This window comes from Pseudomonas sp. T1.Ur, assembly GCF_023516725.1.
Classification (GTDB): Bacteria; Pseudomonadota; Gammaproteobacteria; order Pseudomonadales; family Pseudomonadaceae; genus Aquipseudomonas; species Aquipseudomonas alvandae.
Window position 1 is genome coordinate 2,817,414 of record NZ_JAMGSN010000001.1, and the last position, 17,692, is coordinate 2,835,105.

Consider the following 17,692-nt stretch of genomic DNA (forward strand, 5'->3'; position numbering starts at 1 on the left):
GAATTTTCGTCCGATTCTTCCCTGCGGACTGGACTACGAATGCCGTGCCGTTCGTTCATCTTGGCGTTGTTGTGTTGTTAAAGCTCGCTATTCGAACTCTCGAATCAACCCGCAAAAAATATGCCCTTACCTCGATACATCGACACTGTTGCAAATCAATTACTTAGGAAAAATATCAAGCGAGACGGTCATGCAATTTGCACGCAAGCGGCGTTTTGTTCATGCAAAGTGCAACTGGCCCGACCTGCCTGATTGCTCAGACTAGCCACTATTTCGATTGCACACCTGTGCGTTCGTCGCCTGCTTCAAAAAAAATCATGATGCCCCGCACATTCTCAAGAAACCGCCGCGCCCGCACGCTCCACCACGTGGCGCAGCGTGTCGAAATTGATGTTGGCGCCCGAGTTGATACCCACCAGCGTCTGGCCTGACGCTGCGCTTTGCGCCACGTATTGCTTGATCCCCGCCACCGCCAACGCGCCTGATGGCTCGGTGATCGAGCGGGTGTCGTCATAGATGTCCCTGATCGCCGCGCAGAGCTCGTCATCGCTGACCGTCATGACCTCATCGACACAGAAACGACAGATATCGAAGCCATGTTCGCCGATCTGCGCCACCGCCACGCCGTCGGCGAAGGTGCCCACGCTCGGTAGCGTCACCCGCTCACCGGCAGCCAGCGCGGCCTGCAGGCAGGCGGAATGTTCGGACTCGACGCCGATGATGCGGATTTCCGGACGCAGATATTTGATATACGCCGCCACTCCTGCGATCAGCCCGCCGCCGCCCACCGGTACGAAAACGGCGTCCAACTGGCCTGGATGCTGGCGCAGGATCTCCATCGCAACGGTTCCCTGGCCGGCGATGACGTCCGGATCGTCAAACGGCGAGACGAATTCCCGCCCGGTCTGCCGAGCCAGGTCCAACGCAAACGCCAGGGCGAACGGGAAACTCTCACCGTGCAGCAACGCTTCGGCGCCTCGACTGCGCACGCCCGATACCTTCAGTTGCGGTGTGGTTCGGGGCATGACGATGCTGGCCGAGATGCCCAACTCCCGTGCGGCCAGCGCTACGCCCTGGGCATGATTGCCCGCCGACGCGGTGATAACGCCCCGGGCACGTTGTTCTGGCGTCAGTTGCACCAGCTTGTTGTAGGCCCCGCGAATCTTGAAGGAAAACGTTGGCTGCAGGTCTTCCCGCTTGAGCAGGATCCGGTTGCCCAAGGCTTGGGACAACGCCGGGGCCGCTTGCAGCGGCGTGGGGATCGCCAGTTCATAGACCGGAGCGGCAAGTATCTTCTTGACGTAGTGCTCCAGCAGGGTTTGCTCGGCGCTGGTGGGGGTCATGGCGGTCTCCTGGTTCGAATCAAGCCCAGGAGACAGAAAGAAAAAACCCGCCTCGAGGGCGGGTTGGGTGCAGTCGTGAGCTAGCCCGCCAAATAAGGAATGGCGGTAATAATGCTTGGCTGGCTGCGCAGTACGGTGGAAGTCATGGCTGGAAATTAGCCGGGAGGGGGCGGGCAAGTCAATTGAAATTCCTGCAACCGCGCCCTTGTGGCGAGGGAGCTTGCTCCCGCTGGCTTGCTCCCGCTGGGCTGTGGAGCTGCCGAGCAAAGCGAGGCTGCGATCTTTCACCAGCCATTTGAATCTCAAGCGAAAAATCAAAAGATCAAAAGATCAAAAGATCAAAAGATCAAAAGATCAAAAGATCAAAAGATCGCAGCCTCGCTTTGCTCGGCAGCTCCTACACAGCTCCTACAGAGCTCCTACAGAGCTCCTACAGAGCCCAGCGGGAGCAAGCTCCCTCGCCACGGAGGGCTTCACCGCATCGTGGTTATTTCAGCCCGACCTTGTACAGCGCGCCGTCGTCCTCGTCGGTCAGCACATAAAGGAAACCATCCGGTCCCTGCCGGACATCGCGGATACGTTCCTTGAGCCCGCCCAGCAGGCGCTCTTGATGGGCGACCTTGTCGCCATCGAACTCCAGCCGAATCAGGTCCTGGGACACCAATGCACCGATAAACGCATTGCGTTGCCAAGGCTTGAATCGATCACTGTCGTAGAACGCCATGCCGCTGAGCCCTGGCGACACCTGCCAGACATGGTGCGGCCCGACGGTGCCTTCGACGGTCTTGCCCTGGGCCTCGGGAATCGGCGCGCCGGAATAGTTGTCGCCGTGGGTCGCCAGCGGCCAGCCATAGTTCTTGCCGCGTTCGATGATGTTCAACTCGTCGCCCCCCTTGGGCCCATGCTCGTTTTCCCAGAGCGTTCCGTTCCATGGGTTGAGCGCCGCGCCCTGAGGGTTGCGCAAGCCGTACGACCAGATCTCCGGGCGGACGTTTTTCTGGCCGACAAAGGGGTTGTCGTCCGGCACCTTGCCGTCGGGGTAGATCCGCGCGACCTTGCCCTGCAGCTTGTCCAGGTCCTGGGCGGTCGGCCGATCGTTGTTTTCCCCCAGGGTGATGAAGAGGTAGCCGTCGCGGTCGAATACCAGGCGGGAACCGAAGTGGTTGCCCGTCGAAAGCTTGGGCTGCTGGCGGAAGATCACGTCGAAGTTGTCCAACCGCTTCAGGTCCTTGGATAACTGCCCCCGGCCCACGGCAGTGCCGGCCTTGCCGTCCTCACCCGCCTCGGCATAGGACAAATACACCGTGCGGTCCTGCTTGAAGTCCGGCGACAGCACCACGTCCAGCAAGCCGCCCTGCCCCTTGGCCCAGACCTCGGGAACGCCGCTCAACGGCGCGGACAACTTACCTTCGACGCTAACCCAACGCAGGTTGCCGGGGCGCTCCGTTACCAGCATGCCCTGTTGCTCCGGCAGGAATGCAACCGACCAGGGATGCTCCAGCCCCCTGACAACGGTGGTGACCTCGACGGTGCCTTCCTCACTCTTGAATGCCTGGACCTGCGCGGCCGAAGCCGGTGTGGCGAAAGCCAACACAGCGCCTGCACAAAGGGTGGTCATCAGTGTTTTACGCAACATGCACACTTCCTTCTGTGGTGATGGGTAGATCAGACGACGCCTCAGCGATTGCCATTGTTCGGGTTCCTGGGCGGCGTCGGTGATTCGAGCGTGGGGCGCGGCGAGCCCGGTGGCGGGCCGGAGCGCGGATAGCCATTGCCGATGCCGCCATTTTCCAAGGTGGGTGGCCGAGGAACGGGCACGGTCGGGTTGTCACGTAGCGTCGGCACGTTGGGCTGGGTGCCTTGCATGCTGTTGGGATTGGCCCGGCGAATCGGACTGTTGTAGGGATTGTTGTTGCCCGGCAGATTCTGCGCCAGGAGCCCGGGACCGTGGCCAGGCGCACTTGCCTGGGCGGCAGCACTCATCAAAAAACCTGCGACGGCGAATATCAGCCTGTTCATGGGACACCTCCCGGATTCACGGATACGGCACCGATATATCGAAAGCACGCTACGCCGCAGGTTCGCTGTTGTCAGGCGAAATGTCCGGGCGAAGATGTAACGAAGCGTCTCCGGTTTTGCACAGACCCGGGCGCCAACCGCAGCCAACCGGCGCCGGATGGAAACTTTTCCAAATCTCCCAGTGTCACCAGAGAGACCATTCACCGGTAAGGAAATCTGCACCATGGCACGGGCAATCTGGAAAGGCGCAATCAGTTTCGGGCTGGTCCACATTCCCGTGGCGCTGGTGTCGGCCACGGCCTCCCAAGGTGTGGATTTCGACTGGTTGGACAAACGCACCATGGACCCGGTGGGCTATAAGCGCGTCAACAAGACCACGGGCAAGGAAGTGACCAAGGACGACATCGTCAAGGGCGTCGAATACCAGAAAGGTCAGTATGTATTGATCAGCGAGGAGGAAATTCGCGCCGCCCACCCCAAGTCCACCCAGACCATCGATATCTTCTCTTTCGTCGACAGCGAGAAAATCCCCCTGCAGAACATCGACAAGCCTTACTTCCTGGCGCCTGACAAGCGCGGCGGCAAGGTCTATGCGCTGCTGCGCGAAACCCTGCTCAAGACCAACAAGGTCGCCCTGGCGAATGTGGTCTTGCACACCCGCCAGCACCTGGCGGCGCTCATGCCCCTGGAATCGGCCCTGGTGCTGGTGATGCTGCGCTGGCCAGCAGAAGTGCGCGAACTCGACGTCCTGGAGCTGGGCGACGAGGTGACCAGCCCGACGCTGGCCAAGGGCGAGCTGGACATGGCCAAGCGCCTGGTGGAAGACATGAGTGGCGACTGGGAGCCGCAGGCGTATCGCGACAGTTTCCAGGACAAGATCATGGAACTGGTGGAGAAAAAGGCCACCGAAGGCCGGCTCGAAGCGGTGGAAACCGACCCCGGCGAAGAACAACGCAAGACCGCCGACGTCATCGACCTTACCGAGCTGCTCAAGCGCAGCCTCGGGGGCAAAGGCAAGGCGCCTGACAAGTCGGCCGAAAAACCCGCGGCAAAATCGACGAAAACACGCAAATCCGCTCCAGCTAAAAAAGCCACCAAGGCCTCCCGGGGCTGAACCCCGGGCGCCTGTCACACAAGGGAATCTGTCATGGCCAAGGCCGAGAGTGAATCTGCCCGTCTGTCCGCCGTGGAAGCGGACGCCACACCGACTCGCAGCCGCGCCCGGCGGGATAAGCAGGCTGCCACGGGCCAGCTCCCGGAGCGCCTGTCACCGCAGCTGGCCACGCCGGTGGAACAACCGCCCGCCGGGGAATGGCGCTATGAAGTGCAATTTCACGGTTATCGGGTTCTGGCGCGCATCGAAAATGCTGAGGTCCGGCTGTTCAACCGCCACCACACTGACTGGACCGACCGCCTCAAGCTGCATGCCGAGGCCCTGGCGCAGCTGGACCTGGGCGACAGTTGGCTCGACGGCGAACTGGTCCTGCTCGACGACACCGGTCATTCCGACTTCCCCGCCCTTCGCCAGGCCTTCGAGATCGGTCGTAGCGTCGACATGGTCTATTTCCTTTTCGACGCGCCGTTCCTCAACGGCGTCGACCTGCGCCAGCAGCCCGTGGAAGAACGCCGCGCCGCGCTGAAGAATGCCTTGAAGAACAACGCCAGCAAGCGCCTGCGGTTTTCCGAGGCATTTTCCGCCAGCCAACACGACATCTTCGAAAGCGCTTCAGCCCTCTCGCTCGACAGCGTGGTCGGCAAACGCCTGGGCAGCCCGTATGTCTCGGGACGCAACCCTGACTGGGTCAAGCTCAAGTGTCGGCTGCGCCAATGCTTCGTCATCGTCGGGTTCACACGTCCGCAAGGCAAGCGCAACGGTTTCGGTGCGCTATTGCTGGCGGTCAACGGGCCGTCGGGGCTGGTGTATGCCGGCCGGGTTGGCACGGGTTTCAGCCAGTCCCAGCTCAAGCAATTGCATGAACAACTGTGTGCCCAGGAACGCGAGACCTCACCACTGGACCAGCCGCTCAAAGGCGCACAGGGGCGCGGTGTGCACTGGGTCGAGCCGAAGCAGGTGTGCGAGGTCGAATTCGCCGAGTGGGCCGGCGACGGCCTGATACGCCAGGCCGTGTTCCTCGCTCTGCCGGGTGACAGCCAGGCCAACCGCGTGGTCCGCGAGCAACCCATGCCGATAAAAGCTGCGGCGCCCAAACCCAAGCGCCGCACGAAGGGCGACACCGCCAAAGTCGACGGCGTGGTCATCACCCACCCCGACCGCGTCATCGACAGCGTCAGTGGCGTGCAAAAAGCCGAGCTGGCGCAATATTACCTGGAGATCGCTCCGTGGATCCTGCCGCACCTCAAGTTGCGGCCCGTTGCGCTGGTGCGGGCACCGGAGGGCATCGGCGAGGAGCTGTTTTTCCAGAAGCATGCCGATCGCCTGGAAATCCCCCATATCAAACAGCTGGATCCACGACTGGACCCTGGCCACGCACCGCTGATGGAAATTGACAGTATCCATGCCCTGGTCGGCGCAGCGCAGATGGGCGCGGTGGAGTTGCACACCTGGACGGCGACCCATGACCGGATCGAAGCGCCCGATCTGTTTGTCCTGGACCTGGACCCGGACCCGTCACTGCCCTGGAGCGCCATGCTGGAGGCGACGCGCATGGCCTTGTCGGTCCTCGACGAGCTGGGTTTGCAAGGATTTCTCAAGACCAGCGGTGGCAAAGGCATGCACATCATCGTGCCACTGGCCCGCAGCGAGGGATGGGACACCACCAAGGCCTTCGCCAAGGCCATATCGCAATTCCTGACCCGGCAGATGCCACAGCGGATCACCGCGACCATGGGACCGAAAAACCGTGTGGGCAAGGTGTTCGTCGACTACCTGCGCAACGCCCGCGGCGCCAGTACGGTGGCCGCGTATTCGGTGCGCGCAAGGCCCGGGCTACCGGTGTCGGTGCCGATCGCCCGGGATGAACTCGCAGACCTGCGCAATGCCCAGCAGTGGGATATCCAGACTGCGCTGGAACGGGCCAAGGGCCTGGGCGCCGATCCGTGGGAAGGCTATAGCCATCGCCAGCGGATCACCGCCAGGATGTGGGACCAGCTGGAGGCTGAAAAGCCCTGACCCCGTCAGATCCAGACGAAAATCGCCAGCAGCGCGCCAAAGAACGCCCACTTCTGCAAGTAATACAGCTTGCGATTGCGTTTCTTCAGCGCCTTGCCTTGCAGGCGAATCTTGTACAGCCGGGAAAACGCCCGGTTCAGGCCGCCGGTCTTGTCACCCGCATCATTCGGCGCGCCGGCGGCGGCCATGACGGTGCGGCTGAACCAGCGGTTGAACGCCGTGGCCCAACGGTATTTCATCGGCCGCTCCACGTCGCAGAACAGGATGATGCGGTTCTGCGGCGTGGTGTTTTCGGCGTAGTGAATGAACGTCTCGTCGAACACCACCGCTTCGCCATCACGCCAGTGATAGGTCTCGCCATCGACATTGATGTAGCACCCGGCATCGTTGGGCGTTTGCAGGCCGAGGTGGTAGCGATAGGACCCGGCATACGGATCGCGATGGCGCACCAGTTTCGAGCCGGACGGCAATTCGGCGAACATCGCCGCCTTGATCGATCCGATGCCTTGCACCAGTTCGGTCGTGCGCGGGCACAGCTTCATGGCCGACGGATGGCTGTCGCCGTACCACTTGAGGTAGAAACGCTTCCAGCCAGTCTTGAAGAACGAGTTGAAGCCCACGTCGTCATATTGGTCGGAACGCTTGATCGCCCCCGCCTGCAGCAGGCTCTGGCCTTCGGCGCGGATTTCTTCCCAATGCGCCTGCAGCGGGCTCAAGTCCGGGAATTGCGCGGGATTCAAAAACGGCTTGTTCGGCCATTTGGAACACAGGTACAGCAGGCAATTGATCGGCGCGAGAAAGGATGAGTGGTCACTCAGTTGACGGCCGAGCTTGTGCCGCACGCGTCCGCGCAGGTGCACATAGCCGATGGAGAGGAGATAGATCGCAACGATGATGAGCTTCACGGAATCGGTTAGGTCCAGAAGTAAAGAGGCTGCTTCTCCAGGCCAGCCAAGCGGCAAGGGAGAGGCGTCGAGTGAGATGGCATTTTAGCCACAGTTTGTAACCTGAAGTTATCCCTCAGTTGTGAAAAACTGTCTAGCCAGGGCAACACCCTATCGTTAACGCGCCCAGATCAGTACAATCGCCGCCAAATATCACGCGCCCCCTTTGGCCGATGCCGGGAATCCCGACTTCGGCGCATATGCACTCGGGCCAGGCGCTCCGTATGCTGCTGTCCTCTTATGCCGGATGGACCCTTGCGCTTGCGACCGCGAAGCCTCTAGCGCGGTGCGGATCGGCGCAAACAGGTACTGAACAGGTACTGCCGCACCCTTAGCTACTCTGAATGTTCCGCAGGATAAACCTTTGATCTCTACAGCTAACATCACGATGCAGTTTGGCGCCAAGCCACTGTTCGAAAACGTCTCTGTCAAGTTTGGCGCGGGCAACCGCTACGGCCTGATTGGCGCCAACGGTTGCGGCAAGTCGACCTTCATGAAAATCCTCGGCGGTGACCTCGAGCCGTCCGGTGGCCAGGTGATGCTGGAGCCGAACGTACGCCTGGGTAAACTGCGCCAGGACCAGTTCGCCTACGAGCAATTCACCGTGATCGACACCGTGATCATGGGCCATGAAGAGCTGTGGAAGGTCAAGGCCGAGCGCGACCGTATCTACTCGCTGCCGGAAATGACCGAAGAAGACGGCATGGCCGTGGCCGAGCTGGAAACCGAGTTCGCCGAGATGGACGGCTATACCGCCGAATCCCGCGCCGGTGAGCTGCTGCTGGGCCTGGGCATTCCCCTGGAACAACATTTCGGTCCGATGACCGAAGTCGCCCCAGGCTGGAAGCTGCGTGTGTTGCTCGCCCAGGCCTTGTTCTCCGATCCGGAAGTGCTGTTGCTCGACGAACCGACCAACCACCTGGACATCAACACCATCCGTTGGCTGGAAAACATCCTCACGGCGCGTAACAGCACCATGATCATCATTTCCCACGACCGGCACTTCCTGAACAGCGTCTGCACCCACATGGCCGACCTGGACTATGGCGAGCTGCGCCTGTTCCCGGGCAACTACGACGAGTACATGATCGCGGCCACCCAGTCCCGCGAGCAACTGCTGTCGGACAACGCCAAGAAGAAAGCCCAGATCGCCGAACTGCAGACGTTCGTCAGCCGCTTCTCGGCCAACGCCTCGAAAGCCAAGCAGGCCACCTCCCGCGCCAAGCAGATCGACAAGATCCAGCTGGCCGAGGTCAAGCCATCGAGCCGCGTCAGCCCGTTCATCCGCTTCGAACAGACCAAGAAGCTGCACCGCCAGGCCGTGACCATCGAGCGCATGTCCAAGGGCTTCGACGGCAAGACCCTGTTCAAGAACTTCAGCTTCACCGTCGAAGCCGGCGAGCGCGTGGCGATCATCGGCCCGAACGGCATCGGCAAGACCACCCTGCTGCGCACCCTGATGGGCGAGCTGACGCCGGACGCCGGTTCGGTCAAGTGGACCGAAAGCGCGGAGCTGGGCTACTACGCCCAGGACCACGCCCATGACTTCGAAGACGACGTCAGCCTGTTCGACTGGATGGGCCAGTGGACCCAGGGCGAACAGATCATCCGGGGCACCTTGGGCCGCATGCTGTTTTCCAACGACGAGATCCTCAAGTCGGTCAAGGTCATCTCCGGTGGTGAACAGGGCCGCATGCTGTTCGGCAAGCTGATCCTGCAAAAGCCGAACGTGCTGGTGATGGACGAACCGACCAACCACTTGGACATGGAATCCATCGAAGCGCTGAACCTGGCGCTGGAGAACTACCCGGGCACGCTGATCTTCGTCAGCCACGACCGCGAGTTCGTGTCGTCCCTGGCGACCCGCATCATCGAACTGAGCGCCGACGGCGTGGTCGACTTCAGCGGCACCTATGATGACTACCTGCGCAGCCAGGGCGTGATGTTCTAAGAGCAGCCGCGAGTTGTAAGCTTCGAGCTGCAAGTGAAAAGCCCTGTCCCTGTGACGGGGCTTTTTCGTTTCAACAAAACCCTGTGGGGGCGAGCCTGCTCACGAAATGGCCACTCCTACCAGCATCCCATTGCCTGACCCACCGCCATCGCGAGCAAGCTCGCTCCCACACGGGACTTGGGCCTGCCCCAGGACTCAAGTACACCCAAACACTGTGGGAGCGAGCTTGCTCACGAAATAGCCACTCCTACCAGCATCCCATTGCCTGACCCACCGCCATCGCGAGCAAGCTCGCTCCCACACGGGACTTGGGCCTGCCCCAGGACTCAAGTACACCCAAACCCTGTGGGAGCGAGCTTGCTCGCGATGGCGTCGGCACAGTCATCCCGCTCTACAACCGTTAGCCAGCTTCCTTTTCTTCCCGTCACACGCCATGATGAAGCACTCCTGCCGCTGCCCGCGAACGAGTCCCATGCCAACAGCCCAGCCCGCTCCCAGTTCCTTGTCGATCACCTTGCAGATCGTCTCCATCGTTTTCTACACCTTCATTGCCTTCCTCTGCATCGGCCTGCCGATTGCGGTGTTGCCCGGGTATGTCCATGAGCAATTGGGTTTCAGTGCGGTCATCGCCGGGCTGACCATCGGTTCCCAGTACCTCGCCACCCTGCTCAGCCGGCCCATGGCCGGGCGGTTGTCGGACAGCGTCGGCACCAAGCGGGCCATCGTTTATGGCTTGCTGGGGATTCTGCTCAGCGGCGTGCTGACATTGATCTCGACACTGCTGCAGGACTTCGCACTGCCAAGCCTGTTGATCCTGATCGCCGGTCGTCTATTGCTGGGGGTGGCGCAGGGCCTGATCGGCGTCGGGACGATCAGTTGGTGCATGGGCCAGGTCGGCGTGGAGCACACGGCCCGGTCGATTTCCTGGAACGGCATCGCTTCCTACGGGGCCATCGCCATCGGTGCGCCGCTGGGGGTGGTGATGGTCGGCAGCCTCGGCTTCGCCAGCCTGGGCATCGCCTTGTCACTGTTGGCCGGCATGGCGCTGCTGCTGATTCGCAACAAACCCTCGGTGCCGGTCGTGCGCGGCGAGCGCCTGCCGTTCTGGGCCGTGTTCGGGCGCATTTCACCGTTTGGCGCGAGCCTGTGCCTGGCCTCGATCGGCTACGGCACGCTCACCACCTTCATTACGCTGTTCTATGTCAGCCGCGGCTGGACCGGCGCGGCGTGGTGCCTGACGGTCTTCGGCATTTGCTTCATCCTGTCGCGGCTGTTGTTCATTTCCAGCATCGCCCGCTTCGGCGGTTTCAGCTCGGCGATTGTCTGCATGAGCATCGAAACCCTGGGCTTGGTGTTGCTGTGGCTGGCGCCGTCCACCGCGTTCGCCTTGATCGGCGCGGGGCTGGCGGGTTTCGGGCTGTCGCTGGTCTACCCGGCGCTGGGGGTGGAGGCCATCAAACAGGTGCCCAACAGCAGCCGGGGCGCCGGATTGAGCGCCTACGCGGTATTTTTCGACTTGGCATTGGCGATTGCCGGGCCACTGATGGGCGCGGTGGCGTCGAACCTGGGGTACCCCGCGATTTTCTTTTTTGCCGCGCTGCTTTCGGTCGTCGGCCTGGGACTGGCCCTGCTGCTGAGGCGTCGGGCCGAAAAAACCGATTATTGATCTGCCGTCCTCAAGCCGGCCCGCGTCGGCTTGCCGAGGGCGTCGCTGAAGAAGCGAGTGGCTTCGGTGATCATGGTCCGATGGATGTCCTTGCGGTCGACGCCGTCGGCATCGGTGCACAGCGCCGGCATCGCCGCGATCTGCTCGTCGGTGCAGGGCGCCAGGAACACGAAGTGCCCTGCCCCGGCCAAGGTCTTGAAATCCGGCGCCGTGGGGAGCTTGCGGGCCAGCGCGGCGGCGTTCTTGTCAAATGCCACCAGCTTGTCACCGTCACCGCTATACAACAGCACAGGCACATGGACGTCGGCCAGGGTGTGACGCCCGAACTTCAAGCTCAGTGGCGCCATCAGCAGTAATGCCCGAACCCGGGGATCCGCCACCGGGGCCAGGTCATCGCGATCGGCAACCAGTTCACCTTGGGTATTGCACGCGTCGCGGTCGTCCGGTCGCTCCTGGCAGTAGCGGCGCAGGCGATTGAGGTCTGGCGTGGCGCCGGACAGGATCAAGGCGGTTTCGCCACCCGCCGAATAACCAATGACGCCGACTTGCCCGGCATTCACGAAGGGAGAAAGCATCGGGTCATTCAATGTCGCGGTGATCGCCTCGGAAATCTGGATCGGTCGACCACAGGTTGCTCAAGGTACCGAGCCGGCTGTGATCCTGGGCGTTGTCGCCGGGATGAATCACCGCCACCACGACGAACCCCTTGCGAGCCAGCGACGTGGCCAGGTCATGCAGGGCCAGCGGCGTGCCCGTGTTGCCGTGGGACAGCATCAACAGCGGAAACCGCCCGATGGCGATCTGGGCCTCCGGCGCGGCATCGATCTGATAGCCCCCCAGCGAGCTGGATTGCTCCCGGGCAGTCGAGGGGTAAAACGCGATGGCGTGCATCGGCTGTTGATCCAGCGGATCGAGGAAGCTCAGCTCATGAAAGCCGGCGCTCCAATGCGGATGCGGTGCCGGCGCGGCGTGCACCGAACCGAGACTGGTAGCCAGACAAAGCAGCAACGCTGCACCAAGACGTTTCATTTGAATCTTCCACCTTCACCAGCGCGCGGGAAGGCCCCGCTGCTCGCACATTGGCCGTGCATAACCTGCGCCAGGAACCGGCGCCAAATGCAGGAAAACCCTGCATCCCGGCCATCCAATGACGACGAGAATACAGGGTTTTGCGAAGGTTGCCCGTAATGCTTGGGGCTTTTACGCAAGCCTTACGCAGCGGCGAACTGCTGGCCAATCTGCAACTGGGCCTCATGCATGGCTTTGGCGCGCATGTCATCACCGTAGGCCAGGCCCTCGGCGCGGACAAATTCGATGTCGGTGATGCCGAGGAAACCGAAGACCAGCTTGAGGTATTCCTCGTGGCCGATGCCACTTGGCTGGCCCGCATGCAAGCCGCCGGAGGTGGAAACGATCAGCAGCTTCTTACCGCCACACAGGCCTTCGGGACCGGCTTCGGTGTAGCGGAACGTCTTGCCCGCGACGGCGATGCGGTCGATCCAGGCCTTGAGCTGCGTTGGGATGCTGAAGTTGTACATCGGCGCTGCGATCACCACGGCGTCTGCAGCGAGGAACTCGGCCATGGTCGATTCACTGAGCTCGGCTTCGTGCTTGAGGGCGGCGTCACGCAGCTCGGCGCTGGTGCCGGCGGCAACCAAAGTCTGGGAGGAGAAGTGGCTGATGGCGTCGGCGGCCAGGTCACGGTAGGTGACGGTAATGTCCGGCTCGGCGGCTTTCCACGCTTGGACAAGCTCACGGCTCAATTGGCGCGAAGCCGAGTTGTCGCCGAGGATGCTCGAATCGATGTGCAACAGTTTCATGTGAGTGCTCTCCAAGTGAGGATCGCGGCTGGGCGATCAATTGAGGACAATCCTATCGATGAAACCAATGGCCGATAAGTCAGCAATAATGCGATAGTTCGTTCCACTGACAGGACAATCGAGCCCGGACATGCAAGACCTCAATGATCTGTATTACTTTGCCAAGGTGGTCGAAGCCGATGGCTTCGCGGCTGCCGGGCGCCTGCTCGGCATCCCGAAGTCGCGGCTGTCGCGGCGCATCGCCGAGTTGGAGGAACGCCTCGGTGCCCGCCTGCTGCAACGCACGACGCGCCAGTTGAAGCTCACCGCCGTCGGCGAACGCTACCTGCGCCATTGCCAGGCGATGTTGCTCGAAGCGGAAATGGCCGACGAGGCAGTGGCGAGCATGTCCAGCGAACCCCGCGGGCGGTTGCGGGTGTCGAGCCCCGTGGGGCTGGCGCATCAGTTCTTGCCGTCGATCATCGAAACCTTCCTGGCCAAGTATCCCCAAGTGCAATTGGAGATGACCCTGCTGAACCGGCGGGTGGATTTGATCGGCGAAGGCATCGACGTGGCCTTGCGCGTGCGCGATCTTGGCGATGAAGACCCGTTGCTGATGACGCGACGCTTGCGCCAGGCCCGGCTGATGATGGTCGCCAGCCCCGCCTTCACCCAGGGACGGCGGATCGAAACCCCGGACGACCTGAGGCAACTGCCGGTGTTGGGCGCGCTGGAGGCCGATCGGCTGGTCCATCTGCGCCTGCTCGACAGCACCGGGCAAAATGTCGAGCTGGCCCTGGAAGCGCGCCTGGGCATCGACGATTTCATCGTGCGCCGCGCCTGCGCCCTCGCCGGCCTGGGTTTCACGTTGCTGCCCAGCATGTATTGCGAAGAAGAACTGCAGGACGGCAGGTTGGTGGAGCTGCTGCCCGGCTGGTCATCGCCCGATGGCTGGTTGCAGGCGGTCTATCCTCACCGGCGCGGTATGCTGCCGGCGGTACGCGCCTGGATCGATCACCTGGTGGCGGCGTTCGAACAATGTGGAGACAAAACGATATGAGCTTGAGCGAAGAGGATGTCGCACAGTTTTGCCTGGGCTTGCCAGGGGCCAGGGAGGATTACAAATGGGGCGGCGTGCGGGTGTTTTCCATCGCCGGAAACAAGATGTTCGCCCTGCAGGGCCTGCGCAGCGATTCGCTGGCGTTCAAGGTCGACAAGGACCTGTTCCTCGGTCATTGCGACCGGCCAGGCATCCACCCGGCACCTTATCTGGCCCGGGCACAGTGGATCATCATGAACGTGCCCTACCCACTGGGCGACGACGAACTGCGGGGTTTGCTGCAGCGCTCCCATCAATTGGTGGTGAGCAGACTGCCCAAGCGTACGCAGGTTGGGTTGTTGCTGTAGGGCAAGCATCATTCGCGAGCAGGCTCGCTCCCACAGGTTGATCGCGGATTCCTGTGGGAGCGAGCTTGCTCGCGATGAGGTCAGCCCAACCAGTATCAATATTGGATTGAAGACCGCTATCGCGAGCAAGCTCGCTCCCACAAGGGATGCGTGGTTTTCAGAACAACGCCAACAGATGCCCGCCCAAAAACAACTGGTCGACCCAGAATCCCTGGTGCAACAGCACGATGAACCAGAACACCACCTGGAACGACACCTTGCGGGTCTTGTGGCGAAACACCTGTTGCGCCAGCAACGCGCCGGGCCAGCCGCCGGCCAGTTCGACGGCGTGCAATACATTTTCCGGCGTGCGCCAGGCGTCCGCCCGCGCCTTGCGCTTGTCGCTCCAGTAGAGCAGGAATGCCACCAGGCTGACGCTGCCATAGGCGACCATCGGCACCCAGGACTCGCCTTGCAGCCCCAGCAGCAGCGAACCCAGCAGCGGCAACGCGCACAGCAGCGCGAACACCATCAGCTTGAGCCGCAGGTTCTGCACGGTCCCGCCGGTTTTATGCGCGGCGCGCCTGGCCGATTCGGTCATGGCTTGGCCGCTGACCAGTCCACCCAGCCAAATTGCCAGGTCGCCAGGATCAACAGGCCAAACGCGATCCGATACCAGGCAAACACCGCATAGCTGTGGCTGGCGATAAACCGCAACAACCCTTTGACGGCGATCATGGCGAAGATGAACGCGGTGATGAAGCCGATGGCAAACACCGGGAAATCCGCCGGGACGAACAGTTCGCGGTATTTGTAGCCCGAGTAGACCGCCGCACCGACCATGGTCGGCATCGCCAGGAAGAACGAGAACTCGGTGGCGGTCTTGCGCGACAAGCCGAACAACAGGCCGCCGATGATGGTTGCCCCGGAGCGGGAGGTGCCGGGAATCATCGCGATGCACTGGGCCAGGCCGACTTTCAGGGCGTCCTTCCACGTCATGTCATCCACGGTTTCGGCGTGGACCTGGTGCTGGCGCCGCTCGGCCCAGAGCATCACGAACCCACCCAGCACCAGCGCGGTCGCGACGGTAATCGGGTTGAACAAGTAATGGTGGATCCAGTCGGCGAGCAGCACGCCCAAGATCACCGCCGGAAAGAAGGCAATCAGCAGGTTGGCGGTAAACCGACGGGCACCGGGTTGCGTCGGCAGGCCCAGCACCACATCGAAGATCTTGCGCCGAAACTCCCAGACCACCGCGAGGATCGCGCCGAGCTGGATGATGATGTTGAAGGCCATCGAGCGCTCGCCCCCGAACTCGAGCAGGTCGGCAACGACGATCTGGTGCCCCGTGCTGGAAATCGGCAGGAACTCCGTCAGCCCCTCAACCACGCCAAGAATCAATGCCGAAAAGGCCGTCCACAAATCCATTCTTCCCCCAAAAAGGCCTGTCTGTTCAGGCCTCATCACTATTTAAACGTCATGCAGGTGCACGCAGCGGCTGCACGATAACCGCGACCTTGCAAAAAAAACCAATGAAAAAGCAGAACCGACTCAGGTTTTGCGCTGCGGGGCCGAAATCCTATCAGACAAGCCCTGATAACGCTGCCGCGTCATGACCCAGGTCAATTCAGCAGGGCCGCCGAGCGTTAAAGTGCCGGCCGTCGTATATGACAAGAATAAAAACCGGAGTGACAGCGTATGAATAGCTTGCGCAGTGTATCGATCAGCCGACGCTTGTGGCTCATCCTGATCGTGGCGGTCGTGATGTTGTTCACGCTCGGCGCATTGATGCTCAACCAGATCCACAGCGATCTGTATCAGGCCAAGGTCCAGAAAACCCAGCACGTGGTGCAGACCGCCAGCGGCGTGCTCACCTACTACCATGGCCTGGAAACGGCGGGCACCCTGACCCGCGAGGCCGCGCAAAAGCAGGCCCTCAGCGCCGTTCGCGGACTGCGCTACAACCAGACGGATTATTTCTGGATCAACGACCTGACGCCGGTCATGGTCATGCACCCGGCCAACCCGAAGCTCGAAGGCCAGAACCTCTCGGCCATCCGCGACCCCAACGGGTATGCGCTGTTCAACGAAATGGTCGCCATCGCCAAGGCCAAGGGCGCCGGCATGATCAATTACCTCTGGCCGAAACCGGGCGCCGAGGCGCCGGTGGGCAAGACCTCCTACGTCCAGCTGTTCGAACCCTGGGGTTGGATCATCGGTTCCGGCGTCTACATAGATGACGTCCAGGCCGAGTTCCAGGCCCAACTGATCAAGGCCTCGCTGGTCGGCCTGGTGATCACGTTGCTGATGGGCCTGCTGTTGACCCTGATCGTACGCAGCATCGTCCGCCCTCTGCAGGAGACCGTAAACGCCATGGCCAACATCGCCAGTGGCGAAAGCGACTTGACTCGAACCCTCGATACCCATGGCCAGGATGAAGTCACCCAATTGGCGCGGCACTTCAACGCGTTCACCGCGAAACTGCGGCAGGTCGTCGGCCAGTTGCAGGTCTCGGCCAGCGCATTGGGGCAATCGTCCAGCGAACTGGGCAACGACGCCGCCCAGGCCCAGCAGCGCAGCCAACAGCAATCGCAGCAAATGGAACTGGTGGCGACCGCCATCAACGAAGTGACTTATGGCGTGCAGGACGTGGCGAAAAACGCCGAACACGCGGCCAGCGAGATGCGCGACGCCGAATCCCAGGCCCAGCAAGGCCAGGTCAATATCGACGGCAGCCTGCAACAGATCGACCGGCTGTCCCAGACCATCGACCAGGCCGTGGAGGTGATCCGCACCCTGGCCAGTGAAAGCACCCAGATTGGCAGCGTGCTGGAAGTGATCCGCTCCATCGCCGAGCAGACCAACCTGCTGGCGCTCAACGCGGCGATCGAAGCCGCCCGTGCTGGCGAACAGGGTCGCGGCTTTGCCGTGGTGGCCGATGAAGTGCGCCTGCTGGCCCAGCGCACGCAAAAATCCACCGCCGAAATCCAGGCCATGATCGAGCGCCTGCAAAACCACTCCGAAGCGGCGGTGAAGGTCATCAGCGACAGCAGCCGCGCTTCGCAACTGACGATCGAGCAGGCCGGACTTGCGGGCGCCAGCCTCAATGCCATCGGCCAGGCCCTGCGTAACCTCAACAGCCTGAACGCCTCCATCGCCAGCGCCACCTTGCAACAGGCCCATGTGGTGGAAGACATCAACCAGAACGTCACCCAGGCCGCCGGGCTCTCCCACAGCACCGCCGTGGCTGCCGAGCAATCGAGCCTGGCCAGCGCGCGCCTGAAGGACCTGAGCGAACAGCTGAACGGCTTGCTCAAGCAATTCCGGGTCTAGAGCATAGCCCTGTGGCGAGGGCGCTTGCCCTCGATGCGTAGGAGCTGCCGAGCGAAGCGAGGCTGCGATCTTTTCCCAGGCGCTTGAGTTTCAGTGTCAAAAGATCGCAGCCTCGCTTCGC

14 protein-coding genes and 1 pseudogene are annotated in these 17,692 nt (G+C 61.9%); 7 read left to right on the forward strand and 8 right to left on the reverse strand.

Features of this window, described 5'->3' with window-relative positions; genetic code table 11:
- Positions 1–335: 335 nt before the first annotated feature.
- The 3 genes from ilvA to M8Q45_RS12520 all read right to left on the reverse strand — a co-directional run bounded on the left by ilvA (position 336) and on the right by M8Q45_RS12520 (position 3,362).
- Positions 336–1,343, reverse strand: a complete 1,008-nt coding sequence (ilvA, locus tag M8Q45_RS12510; protein WP_249875009.1) for a threonine ammonia-lyase, biosynthetic — start codon at positions 1,341–1,343, stop codon at positions 336–338.
- Positions 1,344–1,830: 487 nt separating this feature from the next.
- On the reverse strand, positions 1,831–2,979 hold the full coding sequence (locus tag M8Q45_RS12515) for a PQQ-dependent sugar dehydrogenase (RefSeq protein ID WP_249875010.1): 1,149 nt from the start codon (positions 2,977–2,979) through the stop codon (positions 1,831–1,833).
- A gap of 41 nt (positions 2,980–3,020) precedes the next feature.
- On the reverse strand, positions 3,021–3,362 hold the full coding sequence (locus M8Q45_RS12520; protein ID WP_249875011.1) for a hypothetical protein: 342 nt from the start codon (positions 3,360–3,362) through the stop codon (positions 3,021–3,023).
- Between the two features lie 223 nt (positions 3,363–3,585).
- Between M8Q45_RS12520 and ku the strand changes: the two genes are divergently transcribed.
- Both ku and ligD read left to right on the forward strand, forming a co-directional pair.
- Positions 3,586–4,476, forward strand: coding sequence for a non-homologous end joining protein Ku (ku, locus tag M8Q45_RS12525; RefSeq protein WP_249875012.1), 891 nt, complete (start codon positions 3,586–3,588; stop codon positions 4,474–4,476).
- A gap of 33 nt (positions 4,477–4,509) precedes the next feature.
- Complete coding sequence (ligD, locus tag M8Q45_RS12530; protein WP_249875013.1) at positions 4,510–6,492, forward strand: DNA ligase D; 1,983 nt, start codon at positions 4,510–4,512, stop codon at positions 6,490–6,492.
- A gap of 5 nt (positions 6,493–6,497) precedes the next feature.
- Here ligD and lpxO read toward each other — a convergent pair whose 3' ends face one another.
- Complete coding sequence (gene lpxO / locus M8Q45_RS12535) at positions 6,498–7,397, reverse strand: lipid A hydroxylase LpxO (RefSeq protein ID WP_249875014.1); 900 nt, start codon at positions 7,395–7,397, stop codon at positions 6,498–6,500.
- 403 nt (positions 7,398–7,800) lie between these two features.
- Here lpxO and M8Q45_RS12540 point away from each other — a divergent pair, with 403 nt between their 5' ends.
- Positions 7,801–9,387: an ABC-F family ATPase gene (locus tag M8Q45_RS12540; protein WP_249875015.1), complete on the forward strand. Its 1,587-nt coding sequence runs from the start codon at positions 7,801–7,803 to the stop codon at positions 9,385–9,387.
- A 472-nt stretch (positions 9,388–9,859) separates the two neighbouring features.
- Positions 9,860–11,053 carry an MFS transporter gene (locus M8Q45_RS12545; RefSeq protein WP_249875016.1) on the forward strand — a complete coding sequence of 398 codons (1,194 nt, stop codon included), beginning with the start codon at positions 9,860–9,862 and terminating at the stop codon, positions 11,051–11,053.
- Here the strand turns inward: M8Q45_RS12545 and M8Q45_RS12550 are convergent.
- Both M8Q45_RS12550 and M8Q45_RS12555 read right to left on the reverse strand, forming a co-directional pair.
- Positions 11,047–12,082: pseudogene (locus tag M8Q45_RS12550) on the reverse strand (alpha/beta hydrolase family protein). The gene M8Q45_RS12545 and the pseudogene M8Q45_RS12550 sit on opposite strands and share 7 nt — an antisense overlap.
- A gap of 182 nt (positions 12,083–12,264) precedes the next feature.
- The gene (locus M8Q45_RS12555) at positions 12,265–12,873 is read right to left on the reverse strand and encodes an FMN-dependent NADH-azoreductase (RefSeq protein WP_249875017.1); all 609 of its coding nucleotides are present in this window, start codon (positions 12,871–12,873) and stop codon (positions 12,265–12,267) included.
- A gap of 130 nt (positions 12,874–13,003) precedes the next feature.
- On the opposite strand from M8Q45_RS12555, the gene M8Q45_RS12560 reads away from it, so the two are divergent.
- Both M8Q45_RS12560 and M8Q45_RS12565 read left to right on the forward strand, forming a co-directional pair.
- Entirely contained in the window at positions 13,004–13,912 is a 909-nt protein-coding gene (locus M8Q45_RS12560; protein ID WP_249875018.1) for a LysR substrate-binding domain-containing protein, read from the forward strand.
- Positions 13,909–14,259, forward strand: coding sequence for an MmcQ/YjbR family DNA-binding protein (locus M8Q45_RS12565; RefSeq protein WP_249875019.1), 351 nt, complete (start codon positions 13,909–13,911; stop codon positions 14,257–14,259). The genes M8Q45_RS12560 and M8Q45_RS12565 overlap by 4 nt, the downstream gene beginning before the upstream one ends.
- Before the next feature lie 157 nt (positions 14,260–14,416).
- Here the strand turns inward: M8Q45_RS12565 and M8Q45_RS12570 are convergent, their stop codons facing one another.
- Together M8Q45_RS12570 and M8Q45_RS12575 are read right to left on the reverse strand one after the other, a co-directional pair.
- Positions 14,417–14,839, reverse strand: a complete 423-nt coding sequence (locus M8Q45_RS12570) for a DUF1294 domain-containing protein (RefSeq protein ID WP_249875020.1) — start codon at positions 14,837–14,839, stop codon at positions 14,417–14,419.
- Positions 14,836–15,666, reverse strand: a complete 831-nt coding sequence (locus M8Q45_RS12575) for an undecaprenyl-diphosphate phosphatase (RefSeq protein WP_030142700.1) — start codon at positions 15,664–15,666, stop codon at positions 14,836–14,838. Before M8Q45_RS12575 ends, M8Q45_RS12570 begins: the two co-directional genes overlap by 4 nt.
- A gap of 270 nt (positions 15,667–15,936) precedes the next feature.
- Between M8Q45_RS12575 and M8Q45_RS12580 the strand changes: the two genes are divergently transcribed.
- Positions 15,937–17,571 (forward strand): methyl-accepting chemotaxis protein, encoded by a 1,635-nt coding sequence (locus tag M8Q45_RS12580; RefSeq protein WP_249875021.1) that lies wholly within the window; start codon positions 15,937–15,939, stop codon positions 17,569–17,571.
- The last annotated feature ends 121 nt before the right edge of the window (positions 17,572–17,692 follow it).